Here is a 26,072-nt window from a genome sequence, read left to right on the forward strand (position 1 = left end):
GGGTGCGCCATCATTGGCAGCGGAAGTCGTTTCCGCCGGCGTCCTTCAGGCTGCACGTGTAGTGATGGCCGTCCTGGTCGAGCGTGATCTGCGACAACAAGGTTTTGCTGACAATCGAGAACAGCCCGTTCGGATGCACCGTGTCGCCGGTTTCGATCACCTTGCCGCTCACCGGCTTGCCGTTCGTGTCCTTCAGGAAGCCGCTGTACACCATGTTGATGTCGACCTTCGCCAATGCCGCGTAGACCTGGCCCGGGTGAGCCCGGACGATGTTCGCCGGCACCTCGACGTTCATGTCGAACTGCTCGCTGTTGCTCATCACGCGCGCGAACGACACGTCGCGATACGCATTGAGCGGCACCGCATACGTGCTGTTGCCGGCCACCGGGCTGCCTTCGACGTTGAACCCGTACTTCACGCCCTGAAGGTCCGGCGTTTTCAACAGCATCGCGCTGCCACTCGAGCTGTAACGGCCGAACGCAACGCCGTCCTTGCTGGCCGCGACCATGCCGCGGTAGTTGAAATCGACGTTGCCGCCACCGCTGCTCTGGCCCAGGTTCAGCGACGCGTCGCCGCGCGTGCCGGAGCGCGTACCGTAGACGTTCACGCCGTAATTGGTGCCGATCCGGTTCGCCGTCAGGCCGACGGATGTCATGCCGAAGCCGTCCTGGAAATCCTTGCGGACGTCGCCGCTGATCTGCGTCTGGCCGCCGGAATGCGCGGCGCTGAAGCTCGCCTGCGCCCTGTCCAGCATCATCGTCATGTTGAAATACACGCCGTAGCCACCGCGGCCCTGATAGCCGCCCTTCTGCACACCGAGCGCGAACGTGCTCCACAGGCCGTTCGGCCGGTAGTTCCAGCGCGCCTCGGCCTGCTGCGATTCGCTGAACGTCGAGCGCTGGTAGTTGTAGCCGAACGTCACGCCGCGGAACGCGCGGCTATACGACACCGCCGTGCTCGGCTGACCGATGTAGAAGCGCGACACGGCGGTATTCTGGTAGCGGCTGACCATCAGGCTGCCAAGCGCCTCGCTCGCCATCGACAGGTTGACGTAGCCGCCCGTGCTGCGTTCTCCGCTCAACAGACCGAGCGTGGGCGTGATATCGACGCCGCCCAGCTGCATCGGCCGCGTGATGTTGACTTCGGCCGCCCATTTGCCGCCCTTTCCGGCGAGCATCGACCCGTTCAGGTAGAACTGCTTGAAGTTCCGGCTGACCGCGGCCTCGAGCAGATAGCCGCCGTTGCCCATCTCCTTGCCGGCCGTCACGTGCCATGCGTTGCCGCTGCTCGCGCCAAAATTGAGGTTGTTGACCTCGCGGGTTTCGCGGTTGACCACGTTACCGTTGCGGTCGACGAGGCGGACCTCGACCGAGTAGTAGCCGCCCGGCAGATCGGCGAAGCTGATCTCGTTGCGGCCGAGCACGGCCGGCCGCTTCAGGATCTGCCGGCCGTTCCGGTAGAACTCGTAGTTGCCTTCGGCCGACGCGTAGAGGATCAGCGAGCCGGCCTTGCTGTCGACCTGCAGGTGGGTCTGGCTGCCGACTGTCACGAACTGGTCGAAGCTCGGCGACAGCAGCGTGTTGACCGTGCCGGCCGCGTAATCGATGTTGTTCTGCTTGCCCGCCCGCACGTACGTTTGGGCGAAATTCTTCTGCAGGTAGTACGAAGACAGCCCCTGCTGGCTGGCGCTGGAATGGCGCATTTCGGTACGGTTCGCGTACCAGCTCATGTAGCCGAAGCTCTGGAGCGGCAGCCCGACATACGTGTTGCCGTTCACGTTGACCGCACGGTAACCGTCGGACGCCGCCCGCAAGTCGAGCGCCTGGTTGTTGACCAGCCCGAAACCCGTTTCCGGCGCGATGTAGTCTTCGCGCGAATCGCGGATCGAGATCGACCGCTTCAGCTTGTCGACGGTAACGTGGTACCCGTCTATCAAGATGTCGCAACCCTTGCTGCAGCGCTTGTAGTCGAGCTGCGAGATCACGCTCCGGATCGTGTCGACGTCGTCGGGGGAAATACCGTTTGCTGCATACTTGGCCGCGTCGAATTCAAGCGACGCGGCCTTCGATGAATAACTGATGAACCCCGGCAGCGTGCGCCCGTTGAAGGTCGCGACATAGTTCGCACTATCGTCCAGTTCGGCCGCACTGAACCCTTCTGGCACGCCATACGTTACCTTTAGTTGTGCGAATGAGTATGACGAAACAAAAAGAAACGCACCCAGCCACAGCTTGTTGAAACGGAAAGGAGCTTGATAGGCGACCACGCTGATTTCTTCTAGGGAGGGTTGGGACGGGCTGGCATGGAATTCTTCAGGGAGAGCCCCGATCGAATCGGGGCTCCGTACGGGACGGGTTACGGTGCTGCTGCTGCGACCGGTTCGAACACCATCACGAGATCGCCGCTGTAGCTGCCGTTCGTGCTGTTCGTGCCGACCTGGATCGGTGCGTCGACGTTGATCTTCAGGTTGTGGATTTCGTCGAAACCGCCGTTGCCAGCCGTCACTTGCGTGACCTTCTGGACCGCGCCGAACTTGACTTCAGCATCGCCGCCGTTGCCCGTCAGCGAAACCTTCGCGTTCTTCATTTCGTACGCGCCGCTCGACATCTTCAGCGGTTGTGCGAGCGACACGTTGAAGTCGGCGTTCTTCGACCAGACGCGGATCGGCAGCGTCTTCTCGAACTTGGCCTGCGTGTAGTCGGTAGCGTTCAGTTCTTCCGTGCCGTACCAGGTCGAGCCGTCCGGCTTCGACACGAAAATGCCGTCGTTGATCTGGGCGGTCAGCGTGATCTTCTTCGACACCGTATCGGCCTGTGCCGTATGTGCCATGCCGAACAGTGCCGTGGTGACGCCCATTGCCAAAACGAGTTTGCTGAGTTTCATCGAGTAATTCCTATTAAAGAATGAGCTTCTTAGTTCGAATCGCATTGAATAAATAATCGATGGAAATTCGATACGTGAGAAATAGATCCCACCGCTGCAAGTCTATGGACGTAGACGCCAGCTGAAAATGAGACGAGTTCTTAATTGCGAATGAAAATGACTAGTTCAAGTTCCAAAAAATATAAAACTGTCACCTTAAGCCCATGATTGTTACGTTGATTTAAAGAATTGTGCGAGGCGAGGCAAGCAGAATGCTTTTCGCAGCGGATCGAGTGCGCGTGGTTGCAGCGCTCAGGCGTCGATCGGCACGCCGCCGCCGCGGCAGGCAGCGGCTGTCGCGTGGCGAGACGGCTTGTGTGCCGGGCAGGCGCATCCACGCGCATGGAACGGGGTGTTCGGGATGGCGGGTGTGCCGCGCGGAGCAGGCGCCGTGTCAGCGCATCGAAGGCGAGGAAAGCGCTACTGCACGGAACCTGCAGTCGACCGCACCGCCACGGATCAGGTCGATGCGCCCGGGCTGAAATGAATGCCTCAGGTTATCAACCGATCCAAAAGATTCATTAGACGGCCTCTCCCCGGCGCGCGATGCTGGCTGCGCCAATCGACGCGGCGTCCGTGTAACGCCGCGCACGACAACGGAGCGAGACACATGCCTAACGATCACCGTCAACGGCGCCACACGCTGTGGCTGCTGTGCGCGCTGTCATTCATCCTCTACGTCGACCGCGTGAACCTCGCGACCGCGGCCGGCGCGATCAAGGCCGAACTCGGCCTGTCGAATACCGAACTTGGCGTCGCATTCTCCGCGTTCGCGTATTCGTATGCCATCTGCCAGATCGGCGGCGGCTGGATCGCCGACCGCTTCGGCGCCCGCATCACGCTGATCGGCTGCGGGCTGATCTGGGTCGTGTCGACCTTCACGACCGGGTTCGTGCACAGCCTCGGGCTGCTGTTCGCCGCGCGCCTGCTGCTCGGCATCGGCGAAGGCGCGACGCTGCCGGCCCAGGCCCGCGCGATCACCCACTGGTTCCCGCGCGAGCGGCGCGGCGTCGTGCAGGGCTTCACGCATTCGTTCTCGCGGCTCGGCAACGCGGTCACGCCGCCGATCGTCGCCGCGCTGATGACTTGGCTGTCGTGGCGCGCCGCGTTCTTCGTGATCGGCGCGGTCACGCTGGTGTGGCTCGCGTGGTGGATCGTCGGCTTCCGCGAACATCCGCTGGGCGACGCAGCCGCCGGCGGCCGCCCGCATCCCGCGCGCCCCGCGCCGCCGGCCGGCCCGACGCCGTGGGGGCCGCTTTTCCGCCGGATGGCGCCGACCATCTTCGTGTACTTCTGCTACGGCTGGACCGCGTGGCTGTTCTTCACGTGGCTGCCGACGTTCTTCCTGAACGGCCAGGGGCTGAACCTGAAATCGACCGCGCTGTTCGCGTCCGGCGTGTTCTTCGCGGGCGTGGCGGGCGACACGCTCGGCGGCTGGCTGTGCGACCGCATCTACCGGAAGACCGGCAATCTCGCGTTGTCGCGCCAGAGCGTGATCGTCGCGAGCTTCGTCGGCGCGCTCGTGTGCCTGCTGCCGCTCGCGCTCGTGCATTCGACGGCCGGCGTCGCGCTGTGCCTGTCGGGGTCGTTCCTGTGTCTCGAACTGACGATCGGGCCGATCTGGGCCGTACCGAGCGACATCGCGCCGACCCACGCCGGCATCGCGAGCGGGATGATGAACGCGGGCTCCGCGATCTCGGGCATCCTGTCGCCGATCCTGTTCGGCTATCTCGTCGATCGCACGGGAAGCTGGACCGTGCCGTTCATCGGCTCGGTCGCGATGCTGCTGATCGGTATCGTCGCCGCGCTGCGGATCCGGCCGGAGCGCACACTCGCGGAATCGATGCCGGCGCTCGTCGATGCGCCCGCCGCGCCGTCGACGCACTGACACCGCTCGCTCAGGGTTCGCCTGCGTCAGCCGTCCGGGCGGCGGCGCCGTCACGCGTCACCGTGTGCCGCGATGGCGGCGTGCGACCGGCCCGGTTTGCCTGGCTGGTTCGGCTGGTTCGGCCGGCGCGGCTGACTTGGCGGGTTCGTCCGGCGTGGCTCACTCGGCTGGTTCGGCCGCTCCGGCTGCCGCGGCTGGTTCGGCCAACGCGGCCGGCGCGGCGGGCTCGGCCGCCTCGGCTGGCAAACCACCCCGTTACACGCGGCCGTCATCGCCCGCCCCGTCCTGGTGAAACAGCGCGAGAAACTGCTGCGCGGGGATGCTCAGCGGCCGGTCGCGCCGCACGAGGCTGCCGTACGACGGCAGCTTCTGTTCGAGCGTGTAATCGATGATCGCGACGAGCCCGTGCGCCGCATTGCGCCGCGCCACCGTCAGCGGAATCACGCCGAGCATCGGCGAACGGTCGACGAGGTTCATCGTGGTCAGAATCGACCCCGTTTCGACCAGCCCGCGCGGCATCGGCTGATGCCGGGCGTTGAACTCCCGCTCGACGACCTCGCGCGCCGGGCTGCCGGCCGGCTGCAGGATCCACGTGTAATCGAGCAGCGCGTCGAATTCCACCGCCCCCGCACCCGCGAGCGGATGGTCGCGGCCCGCGATGATCGCGAGCGCCTCGTCGTCCACCACGCGGAAGTCGCAATCGGTCCCGACGTGGCGCCCGATCACCACTTCGAGCACGCCTTCGCGCAGTTGCGGCATCAGCCGGTCGCTCGTATCCACCGCGATGTCGATCGCGAGCAGCGGGTAACGCGCCTTCAATTGCACGAGCGCCTCGGTGAGCCGCCCCGGCGACGCCGCCATGATGCTGCCGATCGCGAGCCGCCCCGCGCTGCCGAGCTGCAGTTCGCCGAGCTCGCGGTTCAGCGCCTCCACGCTGCCGCGGATCCCGCGGAAATAGCCGAGCACGCGCGCGCCGGCCGGATTCAGCACGAGCCCGCGCCCGACGCGATCGAACAGCCGCTGGCCGAGCGCACTCTCCAGTTCGGCCAGCATCTTCGTCGCGGCCGGCTGCGTGAGGCCCATCTGATCGGCCGCCGCGCGCAGCGTCGAGCATTCGTCCACGGCCAGCAGCAGCGCGATCTGCCGCATCCGCAGCCGGTTCAGCAACTGCGGGGTCGAGTCCCGTCGGTCGATCGAGCCCATCTCTGATTACTCCAGGTTATCGATTCATCAAGAGTTTTCAATTTACCGACTCATTCCGTCTACCTAGCATCAACCCCATAGACAAACGGCCACGCGCCGCCACCGGAGACACGCATGACCACCCCCTCGCCCGCCGCCCCCCTGCCCGTCGTCGCGCTGACGCTCGGCGACCCCGCCGGCATCGGCGCCGAACTGATCGCGAAGCTGCTCGCGCGCCCCGACGCAACCGCCCATGCAAATCTCGTGCTGATCGGCGACCGCTGGCTGTGGGAAGCCGGCCAGCGCTTCGCCGGCGTCGCGGTCGACGTCGAGCCCGTCGCGTCGCTCGCCGCCGCGCGCGGCCGGCGCTCGACCGCGCGCGCCGCGTTCGTCGCCGTCGACACGATCGCCCCGGCCGACGTCACGGTCGGGCAGCCCGGCGCGGCCGGCGGCCGCTCGACGCTGACCGTGCTCGACCTGTGCCTCGACGCGGCGCTCGCCGGCGACATCGACGCGATCTGCTTCGCGCCGCTGAACAAGTACGCGATGAAGCTCGGCGGGCTGAAACACGAGGACGAGCTGCACCACTTCGCCGAAGCGCTCGGCGTGACCGGCTACTTCTGCGAATTCAACACGCTCGGCGAGCTGTGGACCGCGCGCATCTCGTCGCACATTCCGCTGAAGGATGCGCCGCGCTACCTGAGCATCGAGCGGATCGAGCAGGCCTCCGAACTGATCTACCGGTCGCTGCTCGCGAACGGTGTCGCGGCGCCGAAAGTGGCGATCGCCGCGTTCAACCCGCACGGCGGCGACGGCGGCAGCTGCGGCCGCGAGGAAGTCGACATCATCGAGCCGGCGGTGCGCAAGCTGCAGGCGCGCGACTGGCCGACCGACGCGCCGTTCCACGGCCCGTTCCCCGCCGACACGATCTTCCTGAAGGCGCAGGCCGGCGACTACCAGGCGATCGTCACGATGTACCACGACCAGGGGCAGATCGCGATCAAGCTGCTCGGCTTCTCGCGCGGCGTCACCGTGCAGGGCGGGCTGCCCGTGCCGATCACGACGCCCGCGCACGGCACCGCGTACGACATCGCGGGCCGCGGCACGGCCGACGTCGGCGCAACCTGGCAGGCGCTGCAGATCGCGTGCCGGATGGGCGCCGCGCGCCGCACTGCCACCGTTTCGGCGTGACGTTCGCGCGCCTCCCGCACCCGACAACACCAATTACCGGAGACACCATCATGAAAATCCGTTCCGTGCGCGCACGCGTATTCCAGTGGAAAGGCAAGACCGTTCCGCCCCAGGGCAACTTCTGCTCGAACGCGATGGATCTGCTGTACGCGCCGCAGGAAACGATGAGCACGTTCCGCTTCCATTCGTGGACGGTCGTCGAGGTGGAGACCGACGACGGCATCGTCGGCCTCGGCAACGTCGCGCTCGCGCCGCACGTCGCGAAGGTGATCATCGACCAGTACCTCGCGCCGCTCGTGATCGGCCACGACCCGTGGGACTACGAATACCTGAACCAGCGGATGTATCGCGCGACCCACGCGTGGGGCCGCAAGGGCATCGGCATGGCGGCGATCTCGGCGGTCGACATCGCGATCTGGGACATCCTCGGCAAGAGCGTCGGCAAGCCGGTGTTCAAGCTGCTCGGCGGCCGCACCAAGGAAAAGATCCCCTGCTACTACTCGAAGCTCTACCGCACCGACCTGAAAGAGATGCAGGACGAAGCGCAGCGCTACCTGAAGGAAGGCTTCCGCGCGTTCAAGATGCGCTTCGGCTACGGGCCCGCGCACGGGCAGCAGGGCGTGGTCGAAAACCTGAAGTCGGTTGCCGCGATCCGCGAGGTGATCGGCTACGACAACGACCTGATGCTCGAGTGCTACATGGGCTGGAACCTCGAGTACGCGAAGCGCATCCTGCCGAAGCTCGAGAAATACCAGCCGCGCTGGCTGGAAGAACCGGTGATCGCCGACGACATCGACGGCTATGCGGAGCTGAACCAGCTGACGCGCATCCCGATCTCCGGCGGCGAGCACGAGTTCTCGCTGTACGGCTTCAAGCAACTGCTCGACCGCAAGGCCGTGTCGGTCGTCCAGTACGACACGAACCGCGTCGGCGGGATCACGATGGCGCACAAGATCAACGCGCTGTGCGAGGCGTACAGCGTGCCGGTGATTCCGCATGCGGGCCAGATGCACAACTATCACCTGACGATGAGCACGCTCGCGTCGCCGATGAGCGAGTACTTCCCGATGTTCGACGTCGAGGTCGGCAACGAGCTGTTCTATTACATCTTCGACGGCGAGCCGGTGGCCGAGAACGGCTTCGTGCAGCTGCGCGACGACGTGCCAGGCCTCGGCCTCACGCTGAAGACCGCGTTTCTCGACCAGTTCGACATCGTCGAGTGAGGCCCGCCATGCACGCACGCTACCAGGGCGTCTTTCCGGTCGCGCCGACGATCTTCGACGCGACCGGCGCGCTCGATCTCGACGGCCAGCGCCGCTGCCTCGAGTTCATGATCGATGCCGGTTCGCAAGGCATCTGCATCCACGCGAACTACTCCGAGCAATTCTCGCTCGGCGACGACGAACGCGACCTGATCACGCGCGTCACGCTCGAGCACGTCGCGGGCCGCGTGCCGGTGATCGTCACGACGTCGCACTTCAGCGCGCGGATCTGCGCGGCACGCAACCGGCACGCGCAGGCGCTCGGCGCCGCGATGGTGATGGTGATGCCGCCGTACCACGGCGCGACATTCCGCGTGCCGGAAGCGCAGGTGCGCGCGTTCTTCCGCGAGGTGGCCGACGGCCTCGACATTCCGCTGATGATCCAGGACGCACCCGCTAGCGGCGTCGCGCTGCCGGCAGCGCTGCTCGCGTCGCTCGCCCGCGAGATCGACGCCGTGTCGTACTTCAAGATCGAGACGGCCGGCGCCGCGTCGAAGCTGCGCGAGCTGATCGCGCTCGGCGGCGATGCGATCGAGGGGCCGTGGGACGGCGAGGAAGGCATCACGCTGCTCGCCGATCTCGATGCCGGCGCGACCGGCGCGATGACGGGCGGCGGCTATCCGGACGGCATTCGCCGGATCACCGACGCGTATTTCGCCGGCCGCCGCGACGAAGCAGTCGAGCAGTACGTGCGCTGGCTGCCGCTGATCAACTACGAAAACCGCCAGTCGGGCTTCCTCACCGCAAAGGCGCTGATGCGCGAAGGCGGCGTGATCGCATGCGACGCCCCGCGCGCGCCGTGGCCCGAGCTGCATCCCCAGGTGCGCGCCGGGTTGCTCGACACGGCGCGGCGGCTCGATCCGCTCGTGCTGCGCTGGGGGCATTAGGCGTCCGGACGCCTGCGGTGTGCGCTTCACGGCTCCTGCCCGACGCGCACGCCGTGCAGCCGGACAGACGTTCGCGCCGATGGGAAATGCGTACCTGCGTTGCGCATCGGCGGTTAGCCCCGTGCGGATTCGTCACGGCGTGACAGCGGTCCATCAGAAGATCGCTGCCGCAGATCGACAATATTGGAGACATCATGAATTCGTTGAACCCGGCCACCCCGGCCTACGAAGCCGGCGAAGCCATTCCGCGCCGCCGCTGGCTGCGCGTGATTCCGCCGCTGCTGCTCGCCTGCATCATTTCCTACATGGACCGCGTGAACATCGCGTTCGCGATGCCCGGCGGGATGAACGCCGATCTCGGCATGGACGCGACGATGGCCGGCCTTGCCGGCGGCATCTTCTTCTTCGGCTACCTGTTCCTGCAGATTCCCGGCGGCCGGCGCGCGGCGCTCGGCAGCGGCAAGACCTTCATCGCGTGGTCGCTCGTGAGCTGGGCCGTGCTGTCGGTGCTGACCGGGCTCGTCACGCACACCTGGCAACTGCTGACGCTGCGCTTCCTGCTCGGCGTGGCCGAGGGCGGGATGCTGCCCGTCGTGCTGACGATGGTCAGCCACTGGTTTCCCGACCGCGAGCGCGGGCGCGCGAATGCGATGGTCATCATGTTCGTGCCGCTCGCCGGCATGATCACCGCGCCGCTGTCCGGCTTCATCCTCGCCGCGTACGACTGGCATCACCTGTTCTTTAGCGCGGGCGCGCTGTCGCTGCTGTGCCTGGTCGTATGGCTGATGTTCGCCGACGACGGCCCCGAGACCGCGCGCTGGGTGTCGCCGCGCGAGAAAGCCTACATCCTCGACGCGCTGCGCGACGAACAGGAACGCAAGCGCGCAGCCGGCACGCCGGCTGCCGCGTCGTTCGGCGAGATGCTGCCCAACCCGACGATCTGGCTGCTGATCGCGATCAACTTCTGCTATCAGGTCGGCATCTACGGCTATACGATGTGGTTGCCGACCCTGCTGAAAAACCTCACGCACACCGGGATGGGCAAGATCGGCCTGCTCGCGATGCTGCCGTACGTCGCGATGGTGATCGGGATGTTCGTCACGTCGTATTTGTCTGACCGAACCGGCAAGCGCCGCCTGTTCGTGCTGCTGCCGCTCGTCGGCTTCGCCGCGTGCCTCGCGCTGTCGGTGCTCACGCACGCGTCGATGGCCGTGTCGTTCGCGTTCCTGATCGGCTGCGGCTTCTTCCTGCAGGCGGCCGCCGGCGTGTTCTGGGCGATTCCGCCGAAGCTCTGCAGCGTCGAGACGGCCGGCAGCGCGCGCGGCCTGATCAACGCGCTCGGCAATCTCGGCGGGTTCTGCGGCCCGTATGCGGTCGGCGTGCTGACCCAGCACGTGAGCGCGGCGGCCGGCGTGTACAGCCTCGCGATCACGCTCGCGGTGGCCGGCCTGCTCGCGCTGACGCTGCCCAAGCGCTGCGAGGACTGATGGCCGATATACGGGACAACGAACGAATCGACGGAGACACACCATGAACGACATCCTGTTGCTGGTGCAGAAATGCGCCCATACCTTCAGCTTCTACGACCTCGACACGAAAACCGCGCTCAGGCACGTCGTGCTGCCGAACTTCCCGCACGAGTTCACCGTCGACGTGAACGAGCGCTACGCGTATGTCGGCATCTTCGGGATCGAGACCGCATGGTCGCGCGGCCATGAAGGCGATCACCGGATCGCCGAGATCGACCTCGTCGAACGCACGCATACGCGCATGCTCGACCTGTGGCCGTACTACCGGCCGCACGGGATGGCGAGCGACCGCGACGGCCGGCTGTACGCGATGAGCGAGGCGCACGACATGCTCCTCGTGTTCGACGAGCCGACCAAGCAGCCCGTGCCGAACATGGCGGTGCCGTCCGGCGGCGTGAAGACGCACCTCGTCACGCTCACGCGCGACGCGAGCCGTGCGTACGGCGTGCACCTGTTGTCGAATACGGTCACGCAATTCCATCCGCGCGACGCGACGGTCGCGCCGCGCGCGGTGATGCCCGGCCCGCGCCCCGAAGGCAACGCGCTGTCGAGCGACGAGCGCACGCTGTTCGTCGCGAATCGCGGCGACGACACGCTCGTCGCGATCGACACCGAAACGATGACCTGCGGCCGCCGCGTGAAGACGCGCAGCGATCCGAACCGCATCTACCGCGCAAGCGCGCCGGACGGCCGCGACCTGTTGCTGCTGACCAATTCGGGCGAACGGTCGATCTCCGTGTTCGATGCGCAGCAGCTGGAGGAGATCGAACGCATCGCACTGCCGGCCAACCCGACCGCGCTGTCGTTCCATCCGTCGCGGCGCGTCGCGTACGTGTCGTTCCAGGACGACTACGTGCGCGAGCTCGACCTCGATACGTGGCGTTTCGTCGGCGCGCTGGCGACGCTGCGCGAGCCCGATGCGTCGTACGTGCTCGCCGGGGCCCGCTGACATGCACACCCCGCCGCCGCCCGACGGCCTGCCGGATGCGCTCGTCGATGCGCACCACCACCTGTGGCGGCTCGACGCGGGCGCGCACTATCCGTGGCTGCAGGAGGACTACGATCCGGCGCGCTTCATGTTCGGCGACTACGCGGCGCTGTGCCGCGATTTCGGCGTGGACGATCTGCGGCGCGCGGCGCAACGCACACCGATCGTCGCCAGCGTGCACGTCGAGGCCGAACGGGCGCGCGGCGAGGCGCTGGCGGAAACGCGCTGGCTGCACGAGGTCGCGGCGTCGCACGGGTTGCCGTCGGCGGTCGTCGCGTGGGTCGACCTGCTCGCCGGCGATGCGGATGAACGGCTCGCCGAGCAGGCCGCATGGCCGCGCGTGCGCGGCGTGCGCTTCAAGCCGCGCACCGCGGCCGCGCCCGATGCGCTGGTCGACGGGCCGGGCACGCTGCGCGATCCGCGCTGGCCGGCCGCGCTCGAACGCGTCGCCGCGCACGGGCTGTGCTGGGATCTGCGCGTGCCGTTCTGGCATCTCGACGACGCGGCCGCGCTGCTGGCCGATGCACCGGATGTCGACGTCGTGCTCGAACATGCGGGGCTGCCGTGGGATCGCTCGGACGCGGGGCTCGCGCGCTGGCGGCGCGGGATGGCGGCGCTGGCCGCGTGGCCGCGCGTGGCCGTGAAGATTTCCGAACTCGGCTTGCGCGATGCGGCGTGGAACGACGCGGACAATGCACGGATCATCCGCGACACGATCGCGATCTTCGGCGCGCAGCGCTGCCTGTTCGCGAGCAACTTCCCGGTGGCCGGCCTGCGCGTGTCGTATCCCGCGCTGCTGCGTACGTTCGCGCGTTCGATGACGCACCTCGACGACGCCGCGCGCCGTGCGATCTGGCATGACAACGCGCTGCGGGTGTACCGGATCGCACTCGATGCGTCGGCTCGCCCGATCACTGGATAACGCACGCTGCCCCGCCTCGCCCCCGCACCCCACCACCACATTTTGTGCATCGCACGACGCACGCTGAGCAAAAAGTATCGGTCCGCGAATTCTTTTGATGTGGTGATCGCATCGCCCCCGTCACACCATTGTTCCTGCCGTCATCGGCGGCATTCGAACAAGCAGAATCAAGGAGACACGGGTGAACAAGATGCGAATCGTCGCAGCCGGCCTGCTGCTCGGCGCCTGTCTGCCGGGCGTCGCGGCCGCGCAAACCTGCAAGGTGCCGACCCTTCGGGTGCTCGCGCAGAAGAGCCTCGGCCTGTCGGTGATGGAAAAATCGCTGGCCGACTACGAGAAGAAGAGCGGCACGAAGGTCGAGATCAGCTACTTCGGCGAAAACGACCGCCGCGCGAAATCGCGGCTCGACGCGTCGACCGGCGCGGGTTCGTACCAGATCTACTACGTCGACGAGGCGAACGTCGCCGAATTCGCGTCGGCGAACTGGATCGTGCCGCTCCTCAAGTACTACCCGAAGGAATACGACTACGACGACTTCCTGCCCGGCCGCCGCGCGGTCGCAAGCTACAACGGCGTCGCGTACTTCGCGCCGCTGATCGGCGGCGGCGACTTCCTGTTCTACCGCCGCGACCTGCTCGACGCCGCGCACATCCCGGTGCCGAAGACGCTCGACCAGCTCGTCGCCGCGATCAGGAAGCTCAACGCGCCGCCGAAGCTGTACGGCTGGGTCGCGCGCGGCCAGCGCGGCTCGGGGATGAACGTATGGCGCTGGTCGCCATTCATGCTCGGGATGGGCGGCGCGTGGACCGACAAGGCCGGCCAGCCCGCGTTCAACTCGCCGGCCGCGGTGAAGGCCACGCAACTCTACAGCGAACTGTTCAAGTACGCGCCGCCGGGCGCCGCGACCTACGACTGGAGCAACGCGCTCGAAGCGTTCCGCTCGGGCAAGGTCGCATTCATGATCGAATCGACGCCGTTCGCCGACTGGATGGAGGATGCGAGCAAGTCGAGCGTGGCCGGCAAGGTCGGCTACACGCGCCCGCCCGCGCCGCTGCCGTCGGCCGCTTACGGACACGGCTTCGCGATCTCGGCGGTCGGCGCGAAGGACGACTGCACGCGGATGGCCGCTGGCCGCTTCATCGCGTGGGCGACCAGCAAGGACCAGGAGCAGGCGCGGCTGCGCAACGGCGTGTTCAGCGACTACAACCGATCGAGCACGATCGCGAGCCCGTACTTCAGGCAGCACGTCGCACCGCAGATCCAGGCCGGGCTGAACGACACCAACCCGGTCACGCAGGTGACGATCTGGCGCACGCCGCAGTGGCCCGACATCGGCGACAACCTCGGCATCGCGCTCGAACAGGTGTTCACCGGCACGCAGACGGACGTGCGCGGCACGCTCGACGATGCGGCCCAGTACGCGAAGGACGCGCTCGAACATGGCGCTCGCAAATGACGGCGCCGGCGGACGCGCGCTCGACGTCCGCCCGGCCCCTTCCCCGCCTGCCGCACCGTCCGCGCGGCGCGGCCGCGCGCGCCGCGACCGCACGAGCCTGCCGTGGGTGTTCCTCGCGCCGACGCTCGCGCTGCTCGCGGTCCTGAGCCTCGTCCCGACCGTCGCCGCGATCAACCTCGCGCTGCGCAACCGCGTGCTGCGCTATCCGGACAGCGAATACGTCGGCCTGCGCAACTTCGTGCGGCTCGCCGCCGACCGGCGCTTCCTGAACGCGATCGAGGTGTCGGTGCTGTGGGAAGTCGTCACGGTGGCCGGCGCGGTGATCGTCGGGATCGCGCTCGCCGTGTTCCTGTTCGAGCGCGTACACGGCCGCTGGCGCCGCGTCGCGTCCCTGGTGTTGATCATGCCGGTGCTGCTGCCGCGCGTGTCGGCCGCGTTCATCTGGAAGTTCATGTATGCGCCGCTCACCGGCATCCTGAGCTGGCTGCTCGGCACGATCGGCATCGAAAACACCGCGTTCCTCGCCGATCCTCATCTCGCGCTGTACGCGGTCGCGCTCGTCGACGTATGGCAATGGGGGCTGTTCTTCGCGGTCGTGATCCTGAAGCTGCTGGAGACGCTGCCGCCCGAACCGCTCGAAGCCGCGCGGCTCGACTACGCGACGACGTGGCAGGTGCATGCGTACATCGCGCTGCCGATGCTGAAGGCGCCGCTCGTGAGCCTCGTGTTCATCAAGATGGTCGAATCGCTGCGCTCGTTCGACCTGATCTACGTGATGACCAAGGGCGGCCCCGGCATCGCGACCGAGACACTCGATCTCTACGCGTACCAGCAGGGCATCGGCCTCGCCGGCAAGGTGTCGTATGCGTCGAGCATGGCCGTGCTGATGATGGTCGCGACCACGCTCGTCTTCACGCTCATCTGGAAGAGGGTCAACAAATGGGACGACTGATGGCCCGCCGCGGCGGCGGCGCAAGCATTTCGACCGCATCGACCGTCGCGATCGCCGGCGCGATCCTGCTCGTCGCCGCGTTCCCGCTGTTCTGGGCAGTGCTCAATTCGCTCAAGCACCTGCTCGACATCGTCACGCCCACGCCGCGCTTCTTCTTCACGCCGACGCTCGCGAACTACGAGCAGGTGCTGTCGAGCCCCGAGGTGCTGATCGGGCTCGGCAACAGCATCGCGATCGTCGGCGCGGCCGTGCTGATCGGCGCGGTGCTCGGCGTGCCGGCCGCGTATGCGATCGCGCGCTATCCGGTGCGCGGCAAGCGCGACATCCAGTTCTTCCTGCTGTCGCTGCGCTTCCTGCCGCCCGTGGCGGTCGCGCTGCCGCTGATCGCGATCTGGGTCGATCTCGGGTTGTACGACACGAAGCTGTCGATGATCGTCACGTACCTGCTCGTCACGCTGTCGACCATCACGTGGCTGTCGATTCCGGTGTTCCGCCGGCTGCCGCGCGAGATCGAGGAAGCCGCCGCGCTCGACGGCTACGGCCCGTATGCGGTGTTCTGGCACATCGCGCTGCCGGTGTGCGCGAGCACGCTGCTCGGCGGCATCGTGTTCAGCTTCGTGCTGGTGTGGAACGAACTGATGATCGCGCTCGCGCTCACGTCGTCGCGCAGCGCGACGCTGCCGGTGGTCGCCTCCGCGTTCACGTCGCTCGGCCAGGAAGTGCCGTGGGGCGTGATCAACGCGTCGACGGTGCTGCTCGCGCTGCCGCCGCTCGTGTTCGTCGGCATCCTGAGCCGGCTGCTCAATTCGATGGTCAACGGAAAATAAGGAGGATGTGTTGAAAGCGCTCGTACTCGAACGCACGCGCGAGCTCGCGCTGCGCGACATCGACCTGCCGCAGGCGGTCGGCCCCGGCGACGTCCGGATCAAGGTGCATACGGTCGGTGTGTGCGGCAGCGACGTGCACTACTACGTTCACGGCGGGATCGGCCCGTTCCGCGTCGACGCGCCGATGGTGCTCGGCCACGAGGCGTCCGGCACCGTCGTCGAGACGGGGGCCGGCGTCACGCACCTGCGCGTCGGCGACCGCGTGTGCATGGAGCCCGGCGTGCCGCGCCTCGATTCTCCCGCGACGCTGCGCGGGCTCTACAACCTCGATCCCGACGTGCGTTTCTGGGCGACGCCTCCCATACACGGCTGCCTGACGCCTTACGTCGTGCATCCGGCCGCGTTCACGTACCGGCTGCCCGAGAACGTGTCGTTCGCCGAAGGCGCGATCGTCGAACCGCTATCGATCGGCCTGCAGGCCGCGAAAAAGGCGGCGATGAAACCGGGCGACCTCGCGGTGGTGATCGGCGCCGGCACGATCGGCGCGATGACGGCGCTCGCCGCGCTCGCGGGCGGCGCCGCGCGCGTGATTCTCGCCGACATCGTGCCCGACAAGCTCGCGCTGTTCGCCGACAACCCGGCCGTCACGACCGTCGACGTGCGCACGCGGCCGCTCGCCGATGCGGTGGCGGAAGCATCCGGCGGCTGGGGCGCGGACGTCGTGTTCGAGGCGAGCGGCAGCGCGAACGCGTATGCGGATCTCGTCGACCTGATGTGCCCGGGCGGCTGCGCGGTGCTGATCGGGATGCCGGTCGCCCCGGTGCCGCTCGACGTGGTCGCGCTGCAGGCGAAGGAAGGCCGCATCGAATCGGTGTTCCGCTACGCGAACATCTTCCCGCGCGCGCTCGCGCTGATCGCGTCCGGCGCGATCGACGTGAAGCCGTTCATCTCGCGCACGTTCCCGTTCTCCGAAGGCGTGCGCGCGTTCGAGGAAGCGGCGAGCGGCCACCCGCGCGACGTCAAGATTCAGATCGAAATGGATTGAGCCATGGCCCGGATCACCTGCAAGGCTTTGTCGAAGCACTACGACGGCGGCCCCGCCGTGCTGCACCCCCTCGACCTCGAGATCGCCGACGGCGAATTCATCGTGCTGCTCGGCCCGTCCGGCTGCGGCAAGTCGACGATGCTGCGGATGATCGCGGGCCTCGAGGCGATCACCGGCGGCGAGCTCGTGATCGGCGATGCGGTCGTCAACGACCTGCCGTCGCGCGAGCGCAACGTCGCGATGGTGTTCCAGAACTACGCGCTGTACCCGCACATGACGGTGTACGACAACATCGCGTTCGGCCTGCGACGCCTGAAGGTGCCGGCCGACGAGATCGACCGCCGCGTGCGCGACGTCGCGCGCATCCTGAGCCTCGACGCGCTGCTCGACCGCCGCCCGCGAACGATGTCGGGCGGCCAGCAGCAGCGTGCGGCGATCGCGCGCGCGATGATCAAGACGCCCGCGGTGTTCCTGTTCGACGAGCCGCTGTCGAACCTCGACGCGAAGCTGCGCACGCAGTTGCGCGGCGACATCAAGCGGCTGCACCAGCGGCTGAAGACGACCACGCTGTACGTCACGCACGACCAGTTGGAGGCGATGACGCTCGCCGACCGTGTCGTGCTGATGCGCGGCGGCCACATCGAGCAGATCGGCACGCCGGCCGAACTGTACGGGCAGCCGCACACGGTCTTCGCCGCCGGCTTCGTCGGCACCCCGGCGATGAACTTCGCGGACGGCACGATCGAGCGGCTCGGTGCGAACGTGCTGCTCGAATGCAACGGCACGCGCTGGCCGCTCGCATCGCCGCGTTTCGCCGGGCTGCACGACGGCCAGCAGGTGAAGGCCGCGATCCGCCCCAACCACCTGCGGCTCGTCGCCGAAACCGATCCGACCCCGGGCCCGCTCGCGCTGACCGGCACCGTCGAACTCGTCGAACTGCTCGGCGCCGAGGCGCTCGTCACGCTGGACTGGTGCGGCCAGCCGTGCGCGGCCCTCGTGCCGGCCCCGATGGCTCCGGCGCCGGGCGCCGTGGTAGCGTTGCGCTTCGACGAAGAAGCCCTGCATCTGTTCGACGCCGGCACCGAGCGCAACGTCGCGCTGCCGGACGCGAACCCGATCGCGCACGCGGCGCCGCCGGCGGCCGCTTCGCGCGCCGCGCCGCCCGCCGCGACGGGCTGGTCGATGTCCCGTTCGTAGCACGCCGGCACGCCCCGCAGACGGAGCTCACGATGAACCCGGATCTCGAGATCGTTCCCACCCACCGCGACGAGTCGTTCCGCGCGTGGATTCACGACTATCCGCATTCGGTCGCGAAGTGGCACTTCCATCCCGAGTACGAGATTCATCTGATCCAGTCGTCGCACGGCAAGATGTTCGTCGGCGATCACATCGGCGATTTCGGCCCCGGCAACCTGATCGTCACCGGGCCGAACCTGCCGCACAACTGGGTCAGCGAACTCGCCGACGGCGAACGCGTGCCGTCGCGCGACGTCGTGCTGCAGTTCTCGCGCGATGCGATCGAGAAGATGGTCGGCGCGTTCAGCGAGCTGCAGCCGGTGATCGACCTGATCGACGATGCGGCGCGCGGCGTGCAGTTTCCCGATCGCGTCGGGCTCGACGTCGCGCCGCTAATGCTCGAACTCGCGAACGCGCACGGCTGCCGGCGCGTGGAGATCCTGATGTCGCTGTTCGACCGGCTGTCGTCGTGCCGCGAGCGGCGCGTGCTCGCCGGCCCCGGCTACCGCAGCGACGCGCAGCACTACATGTCGTCGACCATCAACCAGGTGCTGTCGTACCTGCAGCAGAACCTGCCCGGCATGCTGCGCGAGACCGACGTCGCCGCGTTCGCCGGGATGAGCGTCAGCACCTTCACGCGGTTTTTTCGCCGCCATACCGGCTCGTCGTTCGTGCGCTACCTGAACCGGCTGCGCATCAACGAGGCGTGCGAGCTGCTGATGTTTTCCGACCTGACGGTGACCGACATCTGCTACCGGGTTGGCTTCAACAACCTGTCGAACTTCAACCGTCAGTTTCTCGCGATGAAGCAGGTGCCGCCGTCGAAGTTCCGCGCGCTGCACCGGCTCAACGAACCGCACGGCCGCGACGACGCACCGCCGCTTCGGCGTACGCCGCCGCGCGCCCCAGACAGGACGCTTCACCCGTGACATTTCTCGGCATCGATCTCGGCACGTCCGAGGTCAAGGTTCTTCTCACCGATTCCCGTTCGGTGCCCCTCGCGACCGGCTCGGCCGCGCTGTCGATCAGCCGGCCGCATCCGCACTGGTCCGAACAGAGCCCGCAGGCGTGGTGGCACGCGATGCTCGACGCGATTGCGTCGGTGCGCGCCGCGCATCCGGCCGGCTTCGCCGCGCTGCGCGGCATCGCGCTGTCCGGGCAGATGCACGGCGCGACGCTGATCGACCGCGCGGACCAGGTGCTGCGCCCCGCGATCCTGTGGAACGACACGCGCGCCGGCACCGAATGCGTCGAACTCGAAGCGCTGGTGCCCGAATCGCGCACGATCACCGGCAACATGGCGATGCCGGGTTTCACCGCGCCGAAGCTGCTGTGGCTCGCGAAGTACGAACCGGCCGTATTCCGCGCGGTGCACAAGGTGCTGCTGCCGAAGGACTACCTGATCTGGCGCCTGTCCGGCGAATTCGTGTCCGAGATGTCCGATGCGTCGGGCACGCTGTGGCTCGACTGCGCGCGCCGCGACTGGTCCGACCGGATGCTCGCCGCGACCGAGCTGACGCGCGCGCAGATGCCGCGCCTCGTCGAAGGCAACGCGCCCGCCGCGCAATTGCGCGACTCGCTGCGCCGCGAATGGGGCATCGCCGGGCCCGTGACGATCGCCGGCGGCGCCGGCGACAACGCGGCGTCCGCAATCGGCATGGGCGTGACGGGCGCCGGCAGCGGCTTCCTGTCGCTCGGCACGTCGGGCGTGCTGTTCGCCGGCAACGACCGCTTCGCGCCGAACCCGGACGCGGCCGTGCATGCGTTCTGCCATTGCATCGAAGGGCGCTGGCACCAGATGAGCGTGATCCTGTCGGCCGCCGCGAGCCTCGACTGGCTCGCCCGCGCGCACGGCACGACCGCCGGCGAGCTGGCCGCACGCGCCGAGCGCGCGGACCCGGCGCGTGCGCCGCTGTTCCTGCCGTATCTCGGCGGCGAACGCACGCCGCACAACGACGCGCATGCGCGCGGCGTGTTCTTCGGGCTCGCCAACGAGCACGCCGCGGACGATCTCGCGTATGCGGTGATGGAAGGCGTCGCGTTCGCGATGGCCGACGGCTACGACGCGCTGCGCGCGGCCGGCACGACGCTCGACGCGGTGTCGTTCATCGGCGGCGGCTCCAAGAGCGCGTTCTGGGCACGGCTGTGCGCGAATGCGACGGGGCTTGCGATGCATCGTCACGCGGACGGCGCGGTTGGCGCAGCGCTGGGGGCCGCGCGGCTCGCGCGCGTCGCCGCGACCGACGACGCGCTCGCGGAAGTCTGCGTCGCGCCGCCCGTCACGGAGACGGTCACGCCCGATGCCGCATCGGTCGATCTGCTGGCCGGGCGGCTCGCGCGGTATCGGCGGTTGTATCGCGCGTTGAAGGACGAGTTCGCGGCGGCTGACTGAGCGCTCGCCGCGTGGGCGTGTATCTCTTCTCGGGCTGCGTCGCCGCGGACATCACGCCCGCTTGACCCGGCCCCTGGGGCCGCCTTTATGCTGATCGTCACGAATCGACGACCCGAAGGTGACCCATGAACGACGTCACGCGTGGCCTGAGCGCATCGGAAGCCGCTGCCCGGCTCGGCGTATCGGTCAAGGCGCTGCGGCTGTACGAGCGGCAAGGACTGGTCACGCCCGCGCGAACGGTGGCCGGATACCGGGCCTATGGCCCGGAGGATCTGGCGCGTGCCGCCGACATCGCGGCGCTTCGCGCGCTCGGCTTGAGCCTTGCCCAAGTCGCGAACGTGCTGAGCGGCGACGCCCGCAGCCTGAGCGATGCACTGGCGACGCATGAAGCGACGCTCGAACGCGGCATTCAGGATCTGGTCGGCCAGGTCGACAAGGTTCGCGCGATCCGCGCCGATCTCGCGCGCGGCCGCATGCCCGACGACGGCGAACTGACGCGCCTGCTCGATCCGGCGGCTGCCGGCGTCGCGTTCAGCCTGCCGTGGCCGTGGGGCGGCGAATGGTTCGAGTGGCGCGATATCCGTCCGCTGAACTACATCATCGGTTCGCTGGGCAGCGGCAAGACACGGCTCGCATTGCGGCTGGCCGACGCATTGCCCGGCGCTGCGTTCATCGGGCTGGAGCGGCTCGAGCACGACGGCGCGGCTGCCTTCGCCGCGTTGCAGGCCGATCCGGCATTGAAGGCGCGCGTCGAGCGCACGTCGGCATGGCTCGCGGACGAAGGCGCCACACCGTCCGCGGCGCTGACCGCGCTGCTCGTCGGCCTCGAAGCGGACGGCATCGGCGCCCGGGTCGTGGACATGATCGAACAGGATCTCGACCGGCCGACGCAGGAGGCGTTGATTGCGTACCTTCGCCGCCGCGCCAGGGCCGACGGCCGGCGGCCGCTGTTCATGCTGACGCGCTCGTCGTCGATACTGGACCTGTCGGCCGTCGGCCCCGACGAAGCGATCATTCTGTGTCCCGCCAACCATAGCCCGCCGGCCCGCGTCGCACCGTACCCCGGCGCACCCGGGTATGAAGCGGTGGCCACTTGTCTGGCGTCGCCCGCCGTCCGCGCAAGGATCGCGCGGCGGCCGGAGGGCGGGTGATGGTGTCGCCCGGGTTCGCAGTTACTGTCGGCGATGACCGGCGTATCGGGTCCGGGCCGCCGGTGCCGTAGGGCGCCAGAGTATCGGCAATGGTGTGCGCAGAAAATCAGCGAGTTGCGTCAGGGCGCGTCACTGGTACGGGGCGGGTGGCGGAGTTTGTGAAACCGCTCTACTGCGGCGCTTGCAACGATGACGCACATCGGCAGTCCGGCACGCCATCGCGACAGGTTGGCGCGTAAACCTCGCGGCAGGCTGCGTCATTCACTGCGTTCAGCGCAGCGTCCTGAAACTCGCGCGAAGCTCTTCCGATAGCGCTTGAGGCTGCTCCCACGCTGCAAAGTGCCCACCTTTCGACAACCGATTGAAGTGAACCAGCCTGGGATAAGCGGCTTCCGCCCAACGCTTCGGCGCAGCGTAGATCTCGTCCGGAAAGACGCTGACGGCCACCGGAATCACGACATGTTTCGGGGCAAAGAAGCTCAGCTTGCTCTCCCAGTACAGTCGCGCCGATGAAACGGCCGTGTTCGTCAGCCAGTACAACGTGACGTTGTCGAGAACGTCGTCTCGTGTGAGCCCTTCAGACTCGCCATTGAAGACGCGTGTGATGAGTGCGAGACCCGACGCGTCGTGGTCCAGCATCCACGCGGCGAGGCCGATGGGCGAATCTTCGATCGCATACAACGTCTGCGGCCGGTTTGCCATTTCCTGCGCGTAACCGAGCCCGTGCTTGTAGAAGAAATCGAGTTGGTCGAACGCGTGTTTTTCATCGGACGAGAGTCCGGACGGTGCCGGATCGCCGAATTTCAGTGCCGTCGCGATGTCGTCCGGCACGGTCGCCGGCATGTTGGTGTGAATGCCGAGCAGCCCCGGCGGCTTCAACAGGGCCATTTGCTCCGTGACCGCATTTCCCCAGTCACCGCCTTGCGCGACGTATCGCTCGTACCCGAGACGTTGCATCAGCACGACCCACGCGCGCGCGATGCGCTGGGGATCCCAGCCGGTCGTCGTGGGTTTGCCCGAGAAACCGTACCCCGGCAACGACGGAATCACGACGTCGAAAGCGTCCGACGGCGACCCGCCATGCGCTGTCGGATTGGTAAGGGGATCGACAATTTTCAGCTGTTCGACGATCGAACCCGGCCAGCCGTGCGTGACAATGATCGGCAATGCGTTTGGATGCTTCGACCGCACATGAATGAAGTGAATGTCGAGCCCGTCGATCTCGGTAACGAATTGCGGCAACGCGTTGAGCGTTGCCTCGACCTTGCGCCAGTCGTATCGCGTCGCCCAGTAGTCGGCGAGCTTTTGCATCGTCGCAAGTTGCACACCCTGCGACGTATCGTGCACTGTCTCGCGCTCGGGCCACCGGGTTGCCTTGATGCGTCGCCGCAATTCGACGAGTTGAGACTCCGGCGCATGCACGTGCAACGGCCGGATCGCGGTTTCGTCGCCGCCGGCCGACGTGGCGATGTCGCCGACAGGTCTATCGGCCCCGGCGAAGGTGACCGCATTGAACGAACCCGCCACGGCGGCTGCCACTGCGACGCCCATGAAATGACGGCGCGATGTGGCCGTCGGAGAAACATCAGTTGACATACGAACTCCGGTTTTCAGCATGGAAAGTCGGTGAATCAATCAATACGGCGCGCGCGTCTATCGATTGCGTTTCATATCAGGACTACTTATTGATGTGCATGAAAAATACAGCCTCGTTTGCCACGCTTACGCGAGATACCCCGTTACGCCATCCCAAAGCAGTTTTACCGCGGCCACCACCAACAGTCCGTAGCAGGCTCGATAAACCTGGCGCTGATCGAGTTTCGCGTGAAGTCGCCAACCGGTCACGACACCGGCAGGAATCGCACAGAGGCAGACCGCCATCACGATCCAGACATTGCCCGTCGGCCTGGCCAGAAGCAGCCATGGCACTGCCTTGGTCGCGTTCCCTACGGTAAAGAACATGCTCGTGGTCCCCGCATACACTTCCTTGCTGAGACCAAGAGGCAGCAGATACATGGCGAGCGGCGGCCCGCCCGAATGCGCGACCATCGTGGTCACGCCCGAAGCGAGACCGGCCGTGATCGCCTTCGGCCTGGAACGCGGACGAACCGTCAACGCTGCGCCCGCGCCCAACCATAATCCGACGAAGATCAGCGTAATCGCCGCCATCACGATCGCGATCGCGCGGTGGTCGAGGAGCCGGAAGGTCAGATAACCGACGCCGATGCCGGTCACGAGCCCCGGCAAAAGCAGGATCAGGTCCGGCTTCGACCATGTCGAAGGCTTCCAGTACCGCAATGCGAACAGATCCATTGCGATGAACAGCGGTGCGAGCATTCCGCCCGCGGTAACCGGATCCATCACCAACGACAGCAGCGGAATACCGACGATAGAAAAGCCGCCGCCGAAGGCCCCTTTCATGAACGAGATCAGGAACACACCAGCAAAGGCGATCAGTAGCGTGATGAATGTCAGTTGCAGATCCATCCCGGTCGACGAAATCATCACGATGACCTCGCGCGGTCGGCGTCACACCCGCCCGACAGGCGTGAAGATCCCGTCGTGCTTCCCGCATAGGCGGGACGGGCAGTAATCGAAGCGGTGAAAGGCATATTGCGTCTCCACGAATGCTCCGAGGTCAATGCGGCGCCTGAGCGGATTTCGCCGAAACGACGCGCATGCACATTGGCCGTAGAAGCTTTGCAATCCCGGTACAATCGGGCGGTGAAGACAGAATGCACCGGCCCAACACTCGGTGCAATAAAAACATTGAACTCGGTGCAATATACATTGAACTCGGTACATTGAATGTCAAAGTCGGAATACCTGAAGTTGGCCGACACGATCGCCGCAGAAATTGCCGACGGAACGCTCAGGCCGGGCGACCGGCTTCCTCCGCAGCGGAATTTCGCGGACCAGAGAAAGATCGCCGTGTCGACGGCCAGCAGGGTTTATGCAGAGTTGTTGCGCCGAGGACTCGTCGTCGGCGAGGTAGGGAGGGGAACGTTCGTTTCGGGCGACGCAAGGCGCGGAGCAGCAGCGCCAGGCGAACCGCGGGACGTACGGATCGATCTGGAGTTCAATTACCCGATCCTTCCCGACCAAACGACACTCATCGCGAGAAGCCTGAGCGGGCTCGAACGAGCTGCGGAACTCGCGAGCGCCTTGGGTCAGGCAACAAGCAGTGGAACGCCCGCCATCAGGAACGTCTCTGCCGCCTGTCTGGCGCGCAATGGTTGGGCGCCTTCTCCCGAGCAACTGGTCTTCACGGGGAATGGGCGGCAAAGCATCGCCGCCGCGGTCGGCGCCATTGTGCCGACGGGCGGCCGCTGCGGCGTCGAAACGCTGACCTACCCGTTTATCAAGGGCATCGCTGCGCGGCTGGGTATCACGCTGGTTCCGCTCGCGATGGACGAAGGCGGCGTGCGCCCCGACGCCGTGCTCAAAGCGCACCGGGAGGCGAATCTTTCGGCGATCTACATTCAGCCCGCCATCCAGAATCCGTTGGGCATGACGATGAATGCGGCGCGACGGGAAGATCTCTTGCGCGTCGTGGAAACGCTCGGCATTCCCGTCATCGAGGACAACGTGTACGGCTTCCTCGACGACGAGCCGCCGCTGGCGGCGCTCTCACCGGACAATTGCGTCGTCATCGACAGCCTTTCGAAGAAGGTCGCGCCGGGGTTGACGCTGGGATTCGTCGTGACGCCGCGTCGGCTGCGTGAAACCGTGATGGCGTCGGTGCGCTCGGGCGGATGGACGGCATCGGGATTTGCGTTTGCGGCCGCACAGCGCTTGATGAGCGACGGTACGGTTGCCGAACTCGCACGACTGAAACGCGTCGACGCCGTAGCCCGTCAGAAGCTGGCCGCCGACCGTCTGTCGGAGTTCGATATCCAGACGAACGGAAAATGCTTTCATCTGTGGTTGACGCTTCCGGCCCATTGGCGCTCGCAGGCGCTAGTCGCTGCCGCAGCCCGGCGAGACATCGCGTTGACGCCCTCGACCACCTTCGCAGCCTCGCCCGGCCATGCGCCGAATGCCGTCAGGCTCGCGCTTGCGGCGCCGACAATGGACCAGCTCGACGCCGGTCTGCTGACACTGAGCGGCATCCTGAATGCAAGAGAAGAGGATTTCGATTCGACCGAATGAAGTCATTGCGCGCTTCTCCCGCTTATCGTCGATCTTGACAAGCGAATCCTCCGCCATCCGGCCAGCACGACACTTCGTCAGGCCCCCACC

Annotated in this window: 21 protein-coding genes; 16 read left to right on the top strand and 5 right to left on the bottom strand. The window is 66.8% G+C overall.

All coding sequences use genetic code 11. The annotated features are described in order from the left end of the window. Positions 1-10: 10 nt before the first annotated feature. Positions 11-2,266: a TcfC E-set like domain-containing protein gene (locus tag HWX08_RS19305; protein WP_174920154.1), complete on the bottom strand. Its 2,256-nt coding sequence runs from the start codon at positions 2,264-2,266 to the stop codon at positions 11-13. An 89-nt stretch (positions 2,267-2,355) separates the two neighbouring features. Next, entirely contained in the window at positions 2,356-2,883 is a 528-nt protein-coding gene (locus HWX08_RS19310; RefSeq protein WP_174920152.1) for a CS1 type fimbrial major subunit, read from the bottom strand. A 649-nt stretch (positions 2,884-3,532) separates the two neighbouring features. Between HWX08_RS19310 and HWX08_RS19315 the strand changes: the two genes are divergently transcribed. After that, on the top strand, positions 3,533-4,810 hold the full coding sequence (locus tag HWX08_RS19315; RefSeq protein ID WP_174920150.1) for an MFS transporter: 1,278 nt from the start codon (positions 3,533-3,535) through the stop codon (positions 4,808-4,810). A 255-nt stretch (positions 4,811-5,065) separates the two neighbouring features. Here HWX08_RS19315 and HWX08_RS19320 read toward each other — a convergent pair whose 3' ends face one another. Next, entirely contained in the window at positions 5,066-6,013 is a 948-nt protein-coding gene (locus HWX08_RS19320) for a LysR family transcriptional regulator (protein WP_174920149.1), read from the bottom strand. Positions 6,014-6,127: 114 nt separating this feature from the next. On the opposite strand from HWX08_RS19320, the gene HWX08_RS19325 reads away from it, so the two are divergent. The 14 genes from HWX08_RS19325 (at position 6,128) to HWX08_RS19390 (ending at position 21,830) form a co-directional block, all read left to right on the top strand. Continuing rightward, positions 6,128-7,183 carry a 4-hydroxythreonine-4-phosphate dehydrogenase PdxA gene (locus HWX08_RS19325; protein WP_174920147.1) on the top strand — a complete coding sequence of 352 codons (1,056 nt, stop codon included), beginning with the start codon at positions 6,128-6,130 and terminating at the stop codon, positions 7,181-7,183. A 50-nt stretch (positions 7,184-7,233) separates the two neighbouring features. Then, the gene (locus HWX08_RS19330) at positions 7,234-8,406 is read left to right on the top strand and encodes an L-rhamnonate dehydratase (protein ID WP_174920145.1); all 1,173 of its coding nucleotides are present in this window, start codon (positions 7,234-7,236) and stop codon (positions 8,404-8,406) included. Between the two features lie 8 nt (positions 8,407-8,414). Further along, positions 8,415-9,332: a dihydrodipicolinate synthase family protein gene (locus HWX08_RS19335; protein ID WP_174920143.1), complete on the top strand. Its 918-nt coding sequence runs from the start codon at positions 8,415-8,417 to the stop codon at positions 9,330-9,332. 194 nt (positions 9,333-9,526) lie between these two features. Further along, on the top strand, positions 9,527-10,819 hold the full coding sequence (locus HWX08_RS19340; RefSeq protein WP_174920141.1) for an MFS transporter: 1,293 nt from the start codon (positions 9,527-9,529) through the stop codon (positions 10,817-10,819). Between the two features lie 43 nt (positions 10,820-10,862). Beyond that, positions 10,863-11,810, top strand: coding sequence for a YncE family protein (locus HWX08_RS19345; protein WP_174920139.1), 948 nt, complete (start codon positions 10,863-10,865; stop codon positions 11,808-11,810). A 1-nt stretch (position 11,811) separates the two neighbouring features. Next, a complete protein-coding gene (locus HWX08_RS19350) occupies positions 11,812-12,771 on the top strand; it encodes an amidohydrolase family protein (protein WP_174920137.1) in 960 nt (319 codons plus the stop codon). 190 nt (positions 12,772-12,961) lie between these two features. Then, positions 12,962-14,227 (top strand): ABC transporter substrate-binding protein, encoded by a 1,266-nt coding sequence (locus HWX08_RS19355; RefSeq protein WP_264162242.1) that lies wholly within the window; start codon positions 12,962-12,964, stop codon positions 14,225-14,227. After that, positions 14,211-15,179, top strand: a complete 969-nt coding sequence (locus HWX08_RS19360; protein ID WP_226243243.1) for a carbohydrate ABC transporter permease — start codon at positions 14,211-14,213, stop codon at positions 15,177-15,179. The genes HWX08_RS19355 and HWX08_RS19360 overlap by 17 nt, the downstream gene beginning before the upstream one ends. After that, positions 15,167-16,006, top strand: coding sequence for a carbohydrate ABC transporter permease (locus HWX08_RS19365; protein WP_107310675.1), 840 nt, complete (start codon positions 15,167-15,169; stop codon positions 16,004-16,006). The genes HWX08_RS19360 and HWX08_RS19365 overlap by 13 nt, the downstream gene beginning before the upstream one ends. A 10-nt stretch (positions 16,007-16,016) precedes the next feature. Next, positions 16,017-17,051: an NAD(P)-dependent alcohol dehydrogenase gene (locus tag HWX08_RS19370; protein WP_174920133.1), complete on the top strand. Its 1,035-nt coding sequence runs from the start codon at positions 16,017-16,019 to the stop codon at positions 17,049-17,051. A 3-nt stretch (positions 17,052-17,054) separates the two neighbouring features. Next, positions 17,055-18,248: an ABC transporter ATP-binding protein gene (locus HWX08_RS19375; protein ID WP_174920131.1), complete on the top strand. Its 1,194-nt coding sequence runs from the start codon at positions 17,055-17,057 to the stop codon at positions 18,246-18,248. A 32-nt stretch (positions 18,249-18,280) separates the two neighbouring features. After that, entirely contained in the window at positions 18,281-19,216 is a 936-nt protein-coding gene (locus tag HWX08_RS19380; protein WP_174920130.1) for an AraC family transcriptional regulator, read from the top strand. After that, positions 19,213-20,679, top strand: a complete 1,467-nt coding sequence (xylB, locus tag HWX08_RS19385) for a xylulokinase (RefSeq protein WP_174920128.1) — start codon at positions 19,213-19,215, stop codon at positions 20,677-20,679. The genes HWX08_RS19380 and xylB overlap by 4 nt, the downstream gene beginning before the upstream one ends. A 125-nt stretch (positions 20,680-20,804) precedes the next feature. After that, positions 20,805-21,830: a MerR family transcriptional regulator gene (locus tag HWX08_RS19390; RefSeq protein ID WP_174920126.1), complete on the top strand. Its 1,026-nt coding sequence runs from the start codon at positions 20,805-20,807 to the stop codon at positions 21,828-21,830. A 270-nt stretch (positions 21,831-22,100) separates the two neighbouring features. Here the strand turns inward: HWX08_RS19390 and HWX08_RS19395 are convergent, their stop codons facing one another. Then, positions 22,101-23,426 (bottom strand): epoxide hydrolase family protein, encoded by a 1,326-nt coding sequence (locus HWX08_RS19395; RefSeq protein WP_174920124.1) that lies wholly within the window; start codon positions 23,424-23,426, stop codon positions 22,101-22,103. A 126-nt stretch (positions 23,427-23,552) separates the two neighbouring features. Continuing rightward, positions 23,553-24,317, bottom strand: coding sequence for a sulfite exporter TauE/SafE family protein (locus HWX08_RS19400; protein WP_236858357.1), 765 nt, complete (start codon positions 24,315-24,317; stop codon positions 23,553-23,555). A gap of 321 nt (positions 24,318-24,638) precedes the next feature. On the opposite strand from HWX08_RS19400, the gene HWX08_RS19405 reads away from it, so the two are divergent. Further along, on the top strand, positions 24,639-25,982 hold the full coding sequence (locus HWX08_RS19405) for an aminotransferase-like domain-containing protein (RefSeq protein WP_069258915.1): 1,344 nt from the start codon (positions 24,639-24,641) through the stop codon (positions 25,980-25,982). Positions 25,983-26,072: the final 90 nt, after the last annotated feature.

Origin of the sequence: Burkholderia metallica (assembly GCF_902832845.1) — a bacterium.
GTDB lineage: Bacteria > Pseudomonadota > Gammaproteobacteria > Burkholderiales > Burkholderiaceae > Burkholderia > Burkholderia metallica.